Origin of the sequence: Rothia endophytica (assembly GCF_928381505.1) — a bacterium.
GTDB classification, from domain to species: domain Bacteria; phylum Actinomycetota; class Actinomycetes; order Actinomycetales; family Micrococcaceae; genus Rothia; species Rothia endophytica_A.
Genome location: NZ_CAKMSJ010000010.1, coordinates 44,637 through 58,497 on the forward strand (window position 1 = coordinate 44,637; position 13,861 = coordinate 58,497).

The 13,861-nt window shown below is 54.9% G+C and carries 13 protein-coding genes; 6 read left to right on the forward strand and 7 right to left on the reverse strand.

All coding sequences use genetic code 11. The features are described 5' to 3' along the window. Positions 1-91: 91 nt before the first annotated feature. The gene (locus L6990_RS10585; RefSeq protein ID WP_237204091.1) at positions 92-1,858 is read left to right on the forward strand and encodes an FAD/NAD(P)-binding protein; all 1,767 of its coding nucleotides are present in this window, start codon (positions 92-94) and stop codon (positions 1,856-1,858) included. Between the two features lie 80 nt (positions 1,859-1,938). Beyond that, positions 1,939-2,589 carry a hypothetical protein gene (locus L6990_RS10590; RefSeq protein ID WP_237204092.1) on the forward strand — a complete coding sequence of 217 codons (651 nt, stop codon included), beginning with the start codon at positions 1,939-1,941 and terminating at the stop codon, positions 2,587-2,589. A gap of 29 nt (positions 2,590-2,618) precedes the next feature. Here L6990_RS10590 and L6990_RS10595 read toward each other — a convergent pair whose 3' ends face one another. Both L6990_RS10595 and L6990_RS10600 read right to left on the reverse strand, forming a co-directional pair. Continuing rightward, a complete protein-coding gene (locus L6990_RS10595; protein WP_237204093.1) occupies positions 2,619-3,500 on the reverse strand; it encodes an Fpg/Nei family DNA glycosylase in 882 nt (293 codons plus the stop codon). 21 nt (positions 3,501-3,521) lie between these two features. Next, positions 3,522-4,010, reverse strand: coding sequence for a ribose-5-phosphate isomerase (locus L6990_RS10600; RefSeq protein WP_237204094.1), 489 nt, complete (start codon positions 4,008-4,010; stop codon positions 3,522-3,524). 210 nt (positions 4,011-4,220) lie between these two features. Here L6990_RS10600 and pepN point away from each other — a divergent pair, with 210 nt between their 5' ends. Continuing rightward, positions 4,221-6,758, forward strand: coding sequence for an aminopeptidase N (pepN, locus tag L6990_RS10605; RefSeq protein WP_237204095.1), 2,538 nt, complete (start codon positions 4,221-4,223; stop codon positions 6,756-6,758). Between the two features lie 80 nt (positions 6,759-6,838). After that, a complete protein-coding gene (locus L6990_RS10610) occupies positions 6,839-7,294 on the forward strand; it encodes a globin (protein ID WP_237204096.1) in 456 nt (151 codons plus the stop codon). Positions 7,295-7,311: 17 nt separating this feature from the next. On the opposite strand, the gene L6990_RS10615 is transcribed toward L6990_RS10610, so the two are convergent. Continuing rightward, the gene (locus tag L6990_RS10615; protein ID WP_237204097.1) at positions 7,312-8,016 is read right to left on the reverse strand and encodes a hypothetical protein; all 705 of its coding nucleotides are present in this window, start codon (positions 8,014-8,016) and stop codon (positions 7,312-7,314) included. A 78-nt stretch (positions 8,017-8,094) separates the two neighbouring features. On the opposite strand from L6990_RS10615, the gene L6990_RS10620 reads away from it, so the two are divergent. Then, positions 8,095-9,006 (forward strand): acyl-CoA thioesterase, encoded by a 912-nt coding sequence (locus L6990_RS10620; protein ID WP_237204098.1) that lies wholly within the window; start codon positions 8,095-8,097, stop codon positions 9,004-9,006. Between the two features lie 285 nt (positions 9,007-9,291). Here the strand turns inward: L6990_RS10620 and ettA are convergent, their stop codons facing one another. The 3 genes from ettA to L6990_RS10635 form a co-directional block, all read right to left on the reverse strand. Beyond that, positions 9,292-10,971: an energy-dependent translational throttle protein EttA gene (gene ettA / locus L6990_RS10625; protein WP_237204099.1), complete on the reverse strand. Its 1,680-nt coding sequence runs from the start codon at positions 10,969-10,971 to the stop codon at positions 9,292-9,294. 114 nt (positions 10,972-11,085) lie between these two features. Further along, on the reverse strand, positions 11,086-11,997 hold the full coding sequence (locus tag L6990_RS10630; RefSeq protein ID WP_237204100.1) for an LGFP repeat-containing protein: 912 nt from the start codon (positions 11,995-11,997) through the stop codon (positions 11,086-11,088). 182 nt (positions 11,998-12,179) lie between these two features. Next, on the reverse strand, positions 12,180-12,452 hold the full coding sequence (locus L6990_RS10635; RefSeq protein WP_237204101.1) for a hypothetical protein: 273 nt from the start codon (positions 12,450-12,452) through the stop codon (positions 12,180-12,182). Positions 12,453-12,595: 143 nt separating this feature from the next. Between L6990_RS10635 and L6990_RS10640 the strand changes: the two genes are divergently transcribed. Then, positions 12,596-12,988 carry an MmcQ/YjbR family DNA-binding protein gene (locus L6990_RS10640; RefSeq protein WP_237204102.1) on the forward strand — a complete coding sequence of 131 codons (393 nt, stop codon included), beginning with the start codon at positions 12,596-12,598 and terminating at the stop codon, positions 12,986-12,988. A 96-nt stretch (positions 12,989-13,084) separates the two neighbouring features. On the opposite strand, the gene L6990_RS10645 is transcribed toward L6990_RS10640, so the two are convergent. Beyond that, complete coding sequence (locus L6990_RS10645; RefSeq protein WP_237204103.1) at positions 13,085-13,687, reverse strand: single-stranded DNA-binding protein; 603 nt, start codon at positions 13,685-13,687, stop codon at positions 13,085-13,087. Positions 13,688-13,861: the final 174 nt, after the last annotated feature.

The following is a 13,861-nucleotide window of genomic DNA, read 5'->3' on the forward strand; positions in this document are numbered from 1 at the left end:
GAGTGTGGTATCGCGGTGATAGGTTGGATGAGCGGTCACCGTTTCGTCATGAAAAAACTAACGTTAGTCATCAGAATTCAAAGGAATCAATGTGGACGTAGTAAACGTAACAATTGTGGGAATGGGGCCCCGCGGCATCTCGGTTATTGAACGACTGGGAGCGGCGGGAGTCACTTCAAAGGTTGTGCTGCACTGCGTCGATTCTGCCCAACTTGGTGCTGGAGCCGTCTGGAAAACGGACCAAACCCGCACTCTGTGCATGAACACCCTAGCTGGTGCCGTTACCCTCTTCACCGAGCCAGGTGCCAGCGTCAGCGGACCAGTCCAACCTGGCCCGACGATGTACGAGTGGATTCAAGAACTGAGGGAAGATGGGGACTCCCCCGCCTATCCTCTCTACGATTCCTACCCAGCTCATGCTCAAGCTGTGGCTTTTAGCTCTGACCTTCCTGATTTGCTCGCTAGCTTTGAGGATGAGCTGGCCATCACCCGGCCTGAATCAAACCCTTCACGGGCTCTCTACGGAGCCTACCTTCAATGGTGTTTTGAAATCGCTCTTGACAGGTTGCCCTCAAATGTAGAGGTCATCAAACACCGAACACGAGCGGTTTCACTGACCGAAGTCCAGGGGCGGGACAGAGTAGAGCTGGCCGACGGGTCAGTTATTCTCTCCGATGCCACCGTTCTAGCCCTGGGATGGGTAACCCCCTCAGCCACGGCTGAAGAAACCGTCTTTGCCGCGGCTTCCCTCCCCTGGGTCAAACCTGCTAACCCGTTGGAACAGGACCTCTCCGCCCTTCCCCCAGCTTCGAGCGGAAAGAAGGTTCTGGTGCGTGGGATGGGAATGGGCTTTTTCGATGTTCTAGCTCTCAGCAGCATCGACCGAGGCGGGCAGTTTATCGCAGATTCAACAGCTCGCGGTGGGATTCGCTACCTGCCTTCAGGTCTGGAACCTGCCCTGCTGGTCACTTCTGGCAGAGGTTACCCCTTCTTGCCCAAATCAGAGTACGCCGGTCTGCCCCCGGTGGCCTCAACTCCCGCATTCGATGCTGTTTTTGAGCAACTGGAAGGTGCAGATACCATCTGCTTTTTGAAGGAGGTGTACCCCTCAATTCTTCACGACGCCCTGGCACAGGATCCAGAATTTGATATCGATTACTGGCTCAACCCCCTGTCAGGTTTTACCGGAAACCCTGATCAACTGACTGCCTTTATTGCTGAGTCACTGGCCAACGATATTCGGCAAGCCGAACAGGCTGCGTCCAGCCCCCTCAAAAACGCCCTCTGGGTTATTTCATCAGTGAGAAAACGCGTTTCCATGCTGGGTGCAGGTGGACGCTACTCCGATCAAGCCGAAGTTTCCCGCTTCATAAAGATGGGGCAAATGGTGGGTTCTGGGCCTCCGGCGTTCCGCAGCCGTCAGCTACTAGCTCTGGTCGACGCTGGGCTCATCACCTTCCTCGGAGCCAGTCCCCAGATTACAGTTCAATCTAATCAGTGGATGGTTACTTCTCCCACGACAGAGCAGATTCCAGTCAGTGGGGATGTACTGGTTGATGCTTGGATGCACACGCCTAACGCACTGCGTACCGATGACCCTTTGCTCGCTTCACTTTCGCCCAGAATGCGCGCTTTTGCTGGTACGGGCTCCCCTGAAACCGACCCCGCTACACGTTTACTGGTTAACCCTGCTGGTGAGCTTGATCCGCGCGTCCTGCTCATTGGAATACCTACCGGCGGTCAGCATCCGGATACAACGATTTCCCCCATGCCTGGCACGGATCCTCTCTTTCTGCAAGAAACTGATAAGGCAGCCCAAAGCATCCTCAAGATTATTGGTGAGCAAGAGCAGGGTTAGGGGTAAACCTCGAACTCTACAGGGTTACGGAAGAGGATAGACTGTTGCTCATTAGGCATACCATCCAGCAAAGGTTTCCCATGTCGCACCTGAAGCAACGTCTACCTTTCCTAGCACTTATTCCCCTACTGCTTTTTGGCTGCTCTCAGGCCCCTCAGAGCGAGGTAACAGAATCAGCCACCTCAGCTCCCAGCCAGACCCGTAACACCACGGTTACCCCCACTCCCACGGTCGCAGATACCTCCGAAGCAGAGCACGATGAGCAGACAAGCATTAAGACTCCCTCACCTACGGCGGACCCTACCGCCCCTGCCCAAGATGGCTACACCATCGATCCTTCCAGTATCGCCACAACCGAAATCGTCACGGGCGATCCTGCGTCAACGGACGCTTACATCTACGCTGAAGCCGATCAGCCAGCACTTGTCTTTCAAACGCCTGACCCTCAAGTTGCCTGCCTCATGCAACCCTACGGGGTCTTCTGCATGACTGATGATTCACTGAACTGGGTCTTACTCAGCGTTTCCATGAAACCCGGGGATGAAGCGCCGCGCTCCATTCAGGCTCAGGGGCGGGCTGCTACCCACCCCTGGTTCAAAACCGAAACCGTTCTACCGGAGGGGCAATCCTTGAGCTGGATGGGTATGACCTGCACCAGCACCGGCTCTAACAGCGTGCAGTGTCACGATGGTACGCGCGGCTTTAACCTCAGTGATGCTAACGGGCGATAAGCCAGCATTTTTGCTGGAGACCCGCCCCTTTAGACCTGGCAGCCGGGGCACCAGTAAAGTTTGCGGGCCGCGACTTCTTTCACCCGAATAGTCGCACCGCAGCGGGGGCACCCTTGCCCCTGACGTTGGTAGACATAGTTAGCGTGCTCTGGCCATGCGGCCTCTTCACTGACACCAGGGCGGTCCTCCGGTTCGGTGGTGATGATTCTGCCCACGCGCACACCGATTTCAAGAAGTTGTCGGTTATCAAGCCAGAGAGCCTCAAGCTCATCGGCTGAACATTCCTTCCCCGGTTTAAAGGGGTCAACTTTGCACCGGTAAAGGGACTCAGCTCTAAAGATATTGCCCACCCCCGAGATAGCTTTCTGATCCATGAGCACCACGCCGATAGGGCGGGAGGTTTTCGCAGCTGCAGCATAAAAGAGGTGCGGGTCAGCGTCCTGGTTGAGAGGGTCAGGCCCCAGTTTGCTGCGCACCTGGCGCACCTCATCACTAGTGAGCGTCCGGCACACCGTTGGCCCCACCAAATCAGCCCACCCATGGTCGCTGACTAATCTAGCCCGCGTGGTGGGGCGAGGTTCAGGAGGTTGTGCGCTAAACACACCGACCTGGTGAATTTCTTTTTCACCTATTTTGCGCGGTGCTCCAATCGATGATGCTCCCGTGAAGAATTCATCGCCGCCGAAGCTAAAAGCGCCGTAGATCCCCAGGTGGACGTTGAGGTAAAGCTCATTGTCAAAGCCCACGAAAAGGTGCTTACCGTGGGCAAAGCCATGCTTGATACGGTGCCCATCCAGCAACTGCGCACCCTCAGTAAACCTGCCTTGGGGGCTGCTCACGGCAACGTTCTGCCCAGCAAAAACATCGTTGAATTGGCGGGCCAAACGATGGATAGAGTGCCCCTCAGGCATGCTACGACTCCCCCTCGAGCTCTAGCGGTTAATGGTTTTACCGGCAATATCGCCGGTTGCCTCAAACTCCAACATCTGGTTGATGCGGCGAGCGTGGCGTTCTCCGCTAGTCCATTCAGTGGTGAGGAAGGTCTTGATAATTTCTAGAGCCTCTTCCTTGGGGTGCTGACGCCCGCCCACAGCAACCACCTGAGCGTTATTGTGCTCACGGGCAAGTGCAGCGGTGTCATGGTTCCATGCCAGCGCGGCTCTGATTCCCTGCACCTTGTTAGCTGCCATTTGTTCACCGTTGCCAGAGCCTCCCAGTACAATGCCCAGGGAATCCAGGCCAGCATCGCGGTCTGCCTTGACCGCCAGAGCTGCATTGATGCAGAAACTGGGGTAATCGTCCAGAGCATCGTATTCTTCTGGGCCGTGATCAATCATGTCATAGCCAGCAGCTGATAGTTCCTTGATGAGGAAGTGGCTCAATTCAAGACCTGCGTGGTCTGTTGCAATGTGAACGCGCATGGTGTTCTCCGTTCAGATGGTTTAGCGAACAAGCGACCTGCCTGCACCGGCGTGAAGTTATGAAATTCACAGACCAGCACCTAAAATGATGGTAAATGCAGAGCAAAGGGCCTTTACCTTGATTCTAAATCACCTGCCTATTTGCTGCGTAGTCGCGCTGCTTCATCAGCGTCATTATTTTATCGAGCTATTCACGTCTAAAGGATTTCCATGCCAGGAATGAACCTCACCCGCATCGAAGCGCAAGAACGCGCAACGGTCGTCACCCACGTCGATTCTTACCGAATTGAGCTGGATCTCACCCGCGGCGAAAGGGTATTTGGGTGTAAAACACAGGTTAATTTTGATGCCGTGGCCGGGGGCGAAACGTTCATCGACGCAATAACCGACGCGGTTCACAGCATCGAACTCAACGGCGAGCAGCTACCGTTAGACCTAGCTGACGGTGTGCGTATTGGTTTGCCCAACCTAGCCGAGAAAAACGTGCTTATTATTGAAGCAGATATGCTCTACACCAACACCGGTGAGGGCCTGCACCGCTTTGTTGACCCCGTGGACGGCGAGGTCTACCTCTACTCGCAGTTTGAGGTGCCTGATTCCCGCCGTGTGTACCCCGTTTTTGAGCAGCCTGATCTTAAGGCTGAACTTGAATTTGTGGTCACCGCCCCGGCCCACTGGGTAGTTGTCTCTAACCAGCCTGAGATGAACGTGATGGACGCTGGGGAAACCAAGACCTGGAACTTTAAACCCACCCCTCGCATTTCCTCATACATCACCGCCATCATCGCAGGGCCCTACGATTCGGTGCACTCATCTTTGACCAATAGTGAAGGCCGCGAGATTAAGCTGGGTTGCTATGCCCGCAAGTCACTCATGGAGTACCTGGACCACGAAGATATCTTTGAGCTCACCCGCCAGGGCTTCGAGTTCTTTGAAGATCAGTTCTCTACCCCCTACCCCTTTGAGAAGTACGACCAGCTCTTTGTGCCTGAATTCAACGCTGGTGCCATGGAAAACGCTGGTGCTGTCACTTTCTTGGAGAACTACATTTTCCGTTCAAAGGTGACTGAAGCGGTAGTGGAGCGCCGCGCCATTACCGTGCTCCATGAACTGGCCCATATGTGGTTTGGTGACCTTGTCACCATGAAGTGGTGGAATGACCTGTGGCTCAATGAATCTTTCGCTGAGTTCATGTCTACCCTTGCAGCAGCAGAGAACACCCGTTTCGCATCTGAAGCGTGGGCTACCTTCTCTGCCTCAGAGAAAACCTGGGCCTATAACCAGGATCAGCTCTCATCCACTCACCCCATTGTTGCCCCCATCCGTGACCTGCAGGATGTCCAGGTCAATTTCGATGGAATCACTTACGCCAAGGGGGCCTCTGTGCTACGCCAGCTGGTTGCCTGGGTAGGTCAAGATAACTTCATGGCTGGGCTCAAGGTCTACTTTGAGAAGCACAGCTGGGGTAACACCGTTCTCGATGATCTTCTAGTTGAACTTGAGGCTGCCTCTGGTCGTAATGTTCAAGCATGGAGCTCCCTCTGGCTTGAGACGGCTGGGGTTAATACCCTGACCACCGAGGTAGCAGAGGCCAGCGACGGAACCATCGAAAAGCTCGTGATCCATCAGAGCTACGCTGACGGCTATGAGACCCTACGCCCCCACCGTCTGGTGGTTGGCTTCTACCGTCTCGACAACGATGCGCTGGTATGCACTGACCGCATTGAGCTAGATGTTGATGGAAAGACCACCGAAGTTGCCCAAGCTGCCGGGCTGCAGCGTCCTGATTTGATCCTGGTTAATGATGAGGATCTCGCTTACGCCAAGATTCGTCTGGATGATCGTTCACGGGAAACCGCTGTGCAGCACCTTGGCGCTATTGATTCACCGCTGGCTCGTGGGGTGGTGTGGGGCTCACTGTGGGATACGGTGCGGGACGCAGAAATGCCTGCCCGCCAGTTCGTTAATCTAGTGCTCAATAATATTGCTGAAGAGACCAACTCCACCGCTGTTCGCGTGCAGTTGCTCAACCTCGAACATGCACTCAAGGCTTTCTTGGCGCCCTCCCACGCAGAGGAGACCCGCGCACTGGCGGCTAACCGCATGTGGCAGATTGCTCAAGCGGCAGAGGCAGGTTCTGACCATCAGTTCCAGTTTGTGACCAGCTTTGCCCGCCTAGCCCACACCGATTTGCAGCTCGATGCTATTGAGGCTCTGTTGACCGGCGATAAAACTCTTGAGGGGCTAGAGATTGATACTGACCTCAGCTGGGTTCTCTTAGGTTCACTGGCAGCTGGAGGACGCCGCACTGCAACTGATATTGACGCCGCCCTTGCCGAGGACAACACGTCAAACGGCCAGCAGGCTGCCGCAGCTGCACAGGCAGCGATACCAACTGCCGAAGCCAAAGCTGAGACCTGGCGGGCAGTAGTTGAAACCGGTGAACTGTCTAATATTGTGCAGCGCTCTGCCATCTCGGGCTTTTACCGCGGTTCACGTGACCTAGCTGAGGACTACGTTGAGAAGTATTTTGCAGCTGTCGAAGGGGTGTGGCGCGAGCGATCCCACGAGGTTTCAACCCAGATTGTCACGGGTCTCTTCCCCAAGGTCTATACCCAACAGCTCCTGGCACGGGCTGAAGCCTACCTCGCCCAGCTCCCCAAGGACGCGGCGTCTTTGCACCGTCAAATCTCTGAGTGCCGCGACGCACTCGCTCGAGCGCTCAAGGTACAGTCAGCTGATATCTAAACAGCGTGTCTGAGGAAGGGGGCAGGGTTTCGTTGCTGAAGCCCTGCCCCTGGTTTTTGGTCTGTCGGTAGACTGGAACTATGAACAACCTACCCAACCCCGCTCTCAGCCTGGGCGCCAGCAATCAGCCTGCCGCCCAGCACCCTGCTGCTGAAACCAACCAGAATTCCTTTTACTACCAGGTAGGTGGCAGACCTGTCTTTGAGAAGCTATGCCGCGAGTTTTATGCTCAGGTAGCAGCTGATCCCGAGTTCAGAGCGATGTATCCGGACGAAGATCTAGCACCGGCAGAACGTCGGCTCTTCATGTTCCTTGAACAGTACTGGGGTGGGCCCAAGGACTACCAGGCAGAACGCGGCCACCCCCGCCTGCGCATGCGGCACGCTCCTTTTTATGTTGGGCCCAAGGAGAGGGACGCCTGGCTGAAGTTCATGCGCCGAGCCATGGACACGCTGAATCTCTCACCCCTGCACGACGCTGAAATGTGGGACTACTTTGAACGTTCAGCACATGCTATGCAGAACCGGGCTCAGTAGAAGTACCCGGTAAAGCGTTATTTGGTGCGCACTAGCACGTGCCCGGCCTTACCCGACACACGAGCCCAATCACCATTGGTAAAGACGAGCAAGGGCTCAGTGGCACGTGGTGGTAGAAAGCCAAGGACTTCAAGGGCGAAAGCCACCCCAATAGGCAGGGTTACCGTGGCATCTGTGGCCTCGAGCGGGGACGCCCAGATACGGGACCTCACCGTGTTCACTACGGCGTGACCGGGATTCTCTGGAAGAGCTCTGTCAACAGCCTCAATACCCGCACGTGCATCAGACCGGGCATCATCCGACAGGTAAAAGCCCGCTCTTTCCCAGCCTGCGGTGGGAGGGGCTATTCCTGCCCACGGAGCCGTGGCAGTCACCGGTGGCACCATCAGTCTAAAACCTGACTCTTCAATGCGGGCAAGCCGGTCTAAGAGGGCTACAGCCGGAGCGGTGACATCAAGATCCGAGCTTTCCCCCAAACTAATCGCTCGAAGCCCCAACACTGTGGGAGTTTCAGTATCAAAAAGGTTAGATGGCGCTAGCGTACAGACATAAACACCCAGGACGCCCCCGCGGCCCTGCAAACGTACAGCAGCTTGCGGATCAACCGACTTAGCTCGAGTGATAAAAGTAGCTAAGTCCCTGGCAGTCTTAGCATCGGGAAGTTGAAAGTAGGCTGAATCTGTTGCCGCGGCTTCAAGCCCCGGAGTGCTCTGATCGTTCATTAGATATTTCTCTCTTATCGCCGGCTGGGGCAGAAGTTACCCCCACAACCCTATACGAGATATGAGAAAGTAGTTTCTATGAGTGAAGAAAAGAACAGTGAAGAAACCTACCACCTCGATCAACTATCCCCCACCCAGAAACTGGTGCAGATGCTCTCCCCCGTTCCCGGTGTAGCGTCAGCACACGAACAGGTGTTTAGTGCCGTGACGCTAACCCGCGAAACCCCTCGTATCTTTGGTGGTCAGGTACTGGCGCAAGCCATCGTGAGCGCAGCGCACACCGTGGAGAAAAAGCAGATTCACTCACTGCACGGCTACTTTTTGCGCCCCGGCAACGTAGACAATCCGCTCTCTTACGGGGTCGAGAACCTCAATGAAGCCCGGTCCTTCGCTACACGTCGCGTTCAGGCATATCAAAATGGGGCAGCCATTTTCTCAGCCATTGCATCCTTCCAGTCTGAGGCTAATGGCCCTGAACACAGCTCAGATTTCCCTATGAACTTACCTGACCCTGAATCGCTGCCTACCGCCGCAGATTTGCTGGGCCACATCAATCTGCCGATGGCACAAAAAGTGGCTTATACACGCCCCTTCGACGTGCGCCACATAACTACCCCGCTCTACACCTCACCAGCAGTTTCCCCTACCCCCATCAACATGGTCTGGTTCAAAACCTTTGAGCCGCTCCCCGATGACCCCACTCTTCATCAGGCTGCACTTGCTTATGCGTCCGACTACACCCAGTTAGAGCCAGTGCTGCGCAACCACGGTAAAAGCTGGCTGGAGCCCGGCATGAAGGTAGCCTCGCTGGATCACGCCATGTGGTTCCACCGCCCCGCCCGCGCCGACCAGTGGCTCCTGCTTGTGCAGGAATCCCCCAGCGCCCAGGACGCCCGCGGCCTGTCCATCGGTAACATCTTCACCGCCTCAGGCAAGCACGTCGCAACGGTAGCTCAGGAAGCCATGCTAAGGCTGCCCATATACCGTTGATCTGATAGTTCATCATGAATCTTAGAACTGCATAAATTAAGAACCCGCCCCTCCATCAGTTATGGAGGGGCGGGTTCTTTGCTGAAACAGAGGCGAATAGCTAGCTAAATCCTCTTGAGGAATTCGCTACGCTCATCGCTCCTTATTCGCTCGCCTCTTAAATGCTCGCGCGCTCGCACCCGGCTAGCTCATCGTGTGAGCTTACGGTGATGGAGCGTGATTTTCCGAGCGCGCGAGGAATGAAAAATCATGCGGAATCGTTCACCGGTTACTCAGCCGATTAGCTTATCGAGTCAATTTACGGTGAACGACGCGGTGCGGCTTAGCGGCATCGGGGCCTAGACGCTCTACCTTGTTCTTCTCGTAGGACTCGAAGTTACCCTCGAACCAGTACCAGTTATCGGGCTGGTCCTCGGTGCCTTCCCAGGCCAGGATGTGGGTGGCTACTCTGTCGAGGAACCACCGGTCGTGGGAGACCACGACAGCGCAGCCGGGGAATTCCAGCAGTGCATTTTCCAGGGAGGTCAGGGTTTCGACGTCCAGGTCGTTGGTCGGTTCGTCGAGGAGCAGGAGGTTGCCACCCTGCTTGAGGGTCAGTGCAAGGTTCAGGCGGTTACGCTCACCACCGGAAAGCACACCTGCCTTCTTCTGCTGGTCTGGGCCCTTGAAGCCAAAGGCTGAGACGTAGGCACGCGAAGGCATTTCTACCTGACCAACCTGGATGTAATCCAAACCTTCAGAGACGACCTCCCACAGCGACTTTTCAGGGTCAATGTTGGCGCGGTTCTGGTCAACGTAAGAAATCTTGACGGTTTCGCCGACCTTGAGCGTACCGCCGTCCAGAGGTTCAAGGCCAACAATGGTCTTGAAGAGGGTTGATTTACCCACACCGTTGGGGCCAATGACACCAACAATGCCGTTTCGTGGCAGGGAGAAGGACAGGCCGTTAATCAGAGAGCGGCCGTCGAAGCCCTTCTGCAGGTTTTCGGCTTCGATAACGACGTTACCCAGGCGGGGTCCGGGCGGAATCTGAATTTCTTCGAAGTCCAGCTTGCGGGTCTTCTCAGCTTCAGCTGCCATTTCTTCGTAGCGTGCCAGACGAGCCTTTGACTTAGCCTGGCGGCCCTTGGTGTTGGAGCGTACCCACTCAAGTTCGTCTTCAAGACGCTTGGCGAGTTTGGCGTCCTTCTTACCCTGAACGGCAAGGCGAGCGCGCTTCTTCTCTAGGTAGGTGGAGTAGTTGCCTTCGTAGGGATAGAGGTTACCGCGGTCAATTTCAGCGATCCACTCGGCAACGTGGTCCAGGAAGTAGCGGTCGTGGGTAATCGCGATGACGGCACCCTCGTAGGACTTCAGGTGCTGTTCTAGCCAGAGCACAGACTCAGCGTCCAGGTGGTTGGTGGGCTCATCGAGCAGGAGCAGGTCAGGCTTCTGAAGCAATAACTTGCAGAGTGCCACACGGCGGCGCTCACCACCGGAAAGGTGGGTCACGGGTGAGTCGCCGGGAGGGCAACGCAGGGCATCCATTGCCTGCTCTAGCTGGGAATCAATATCCCAGGCGTTAGCAGCGTCAATGGCTTCCTGAAGCTTACCCATTTCTTCCATGAGCGCGTCGAAGTCAGCGTCTGGGTTAGCCATCTCTTCTGAGATTTCGTTGTAGCGAACGATCTTTTCATAGATTTCGCCTACGCCTTCCTGGACGTTGCCCAGGACGGTCTTTTCTTCGTTGAGCGGGGGCTCCTGCATGAGGATGCCCACGGTGTAACCGTCAGAGAGTCGTGCTTCGCCGTTGGAGGGGGTGTCGATTCCCGCCATGATTTTCAAGATGGTGGACTTACCGGCGCCGTTAGGGCCGACCATACCAATCTTTGCACCGGGGAAGAACGACATTGATACGTCGTTAAGAATGACCTTATCGCCCACAGTTTTGCGGGCTTTGGTCATGGTGTAAATAAATTCAGCCATGCGTTTAAGCCTACCGTGTGCGGTCAAATTACGCAGTTTTCACCGGAGCTACTCTTGGTGTGCCTCAATATGGCGTCCGCAAGCTGTGGCTACAGGTGCCATCTGAAGGGCTTATTAGATACGGCTTTCAGTGATTCGACCGTTAGGTGACCAGGTCAGCCTGTACCCTTTAGAGAAATCAACGGTGACCGTGCCGTTGCCTTGAAGTGTTTCATCTGTTTTTGGGAAACCATATTGTGTGGTGTACCCGTTATTCCTCCAGTGCCAGTAGAGCCCGCCGTTACTGTTCAGGCTGGTGGTACCTGTTGATTCAGACCAAACGATGATCGTATTTCTACCGTAGCTGTGCTGAAAAGTTTGAGTTACGCCTCCGCCAACGATCAAAGTTTCATCGCTAGAGCGGAAACCTACAGCGTTAATGCCACCCATACGCCTAAATTTTGCGGCAATAGCCCCGGGTTCCCAGACATCGTGAACGCGGTGGTGCTGCGGTGTCCAATAGAGCGCCGTTACTCGACCGTCTGCGCGAGCAAATTTCTGTACGACGCCCTCACCTACTCTTTGTTCCTCTGAGTTAGGGAAACCGTAGCCTCGCTCGTAACCAGCCGAACGATACTTGGCACCGATACCCCCTGAGAGCCAGACCGGGTGTGCAACGACGCTAGGGTGCCAGTAAATGGAGTAGTTTTTGGTGAAGTGTTGAACAACACCCCCAGATGAAATTAGGTATTCATTGCCGGTGGGATCTCCATAGGTCTGAGAGCCTCCGCTGGTGCGGTAGCGGATACCAATAGCTCCAGCGAGGGTATAAGCGTTGGATGGTCTTGCCTGTGCTTTATTGAGAGACTGTTCTAGCAGTTGAGCGAACTGGTAGCTGTAGTGGTCACCTGGGACGTAAGTCAAGCGGGTCGCGGAAAAGCCTGCACGAGCGTAGACACCCTGCCCACTGCGTGCAGCGCCTAGTGCTGACCAGTCAAGAGGCCAGCTGACGCCAACTTCATCCCGCTCACCGACGTACCAGTCCATGGGGAGGGCTTTAAAGGCTTGCGTTGGGGTAGTTTACATACCGTTTGAGTTACCTCCACCGACCAGGACGCGCTGCCCCCGTCCTCCACGTTGTTGGACGGTCTGCGTTGAGTTCAAAGCCAATCATTTCTGCTCCACCGGAGTAGCCTATAACCCATACGTTGTTACGGTCGAGCGAATGACTACTTTGAAACCAGGTGGCAAAAACCCCTGAACCGGTCTCCGTTACCGTCGAGGTTTTCCCACCAGGTAATTCCGTCTCCTCCAGCATTCTTATCGGGAGATATAACCGGCACAAAAAGCATGTTGCGTTCGTTCGCTACTCTGGCCATGGCCAGTAAGTCTCGGTTACCGGAGGGGTTATGGACCTTTGATTGATGGTTGAACCAGTAGTCGCCATCCAGGTAACAGAGCACACCGACCGGCCTATTCCAGTCAATATTGTTGGCGTACACGTGGTAGTGAGAACCGCCTCTCTAAGAGCTTTAATGGGGGATGTGGTATGTGTGCGAAGATCTTGTTTTCAGCGCCATCTCATTCTATCCAAAGGTTTCTCCCAGCTAAAGGGAGTTAAGAAAGATAGCAGTAAGCTACATCTATGGACGGTCAACACATTCAAGCAATTGCTCGCAATCTTGCTCAAAGCTTGCGCGAGAGTGAAACGGTCCACCCCTTTGGGCCGGATCATGAAGTCTATAAAGTGGGCGGCAAGATTTTTGCTATGTGTACAGAAGGGCCGGGCGCACCCATCGTCACTCTCAAAAGTGACCCTGAAGAATCACGCGTGCTACAGCTAGCACATTTCAACATCAAACCGGGCTGGCATATGAATAAACTGCATTGGGTCAGTATTTGGCCGGTGGATTTGCAGGCCCCGGCTAATCCTGACTTTTGCCAACAACTCATAGAAGAGCTGGTCGAGGACGCCTACCTACGGGTAGTTTATTCGCTCCCCAAATCTGTACGCCCCCTGGAATATCGCGAACGCTAAAAGAAAAGTGACTCAGCGGTGCGCTCCGATCCCCATAGAGCGCACCGGCTTGCCTCTCCCGGAGAGGCAAGACTCGCCTTCTTCAAGGTTGCAGCATCAGGTGGTAACCGAAAGAGCGGCATCATCGGTTTCTTTAGCGTCACTTAGCCCAAAATTTGGGGGCAGCTGTTGCACGCGATCGCTGATGGGCTCAGAAGGATTAACCGCATGGGAGACCTCTGGGATTGTGGTTCTAGCACTCCCATGGGAGGTAGGCACTTGGGTCTGAGCGAGTTGGCGTTCCCCCTCTACTTGCTGTTCAAAACTTTTATCAACGTCACCAGCTTCAGGGCGGCGGTCTGAGACCCGCTCAAAGCGGGCGATTCCAAAGTTGAGATCATGGCCGATGCTTGAAGCATCGATTTCAATGCTGGTGCCCTGCGACCCGTCACTGCGTTCAAACTGCTTAACTTTCAGGCGTCCAGTCACCAAAATTGGTTGCCCTACGTGAAGACTGCGGGCACTATTATGAGCCAGTGCCCGGAAACAATTGACGGTGTACCAGTTGGTATCTGATTCACGCCATTGCCCTGTTGAATTATCAAACCAGCGTGGAGTTGATGCTAATCGGAAATTAGCCAGAGGGATATTAGTCTTCGGTAGGTATTTCTGGGTGGGAGCGGTGGCAATGTAGCCTCTCACTGTCACGGTATCTGTCATGGCTCCTCCTTGAGCTAGTGGGGTAAAGGTTGGGTAGCTTTAGCCTGACATTCAAGGAAGAGGTCTTGAAAGGAGCCTGGGAACTGTGGATAAACTTACGGACTTGGGGAGCTGAGGTTTCTGGGACTTCTGAAATAATTTGGTGATTGAGAGACAAGCTCACCAAAGTTTGTG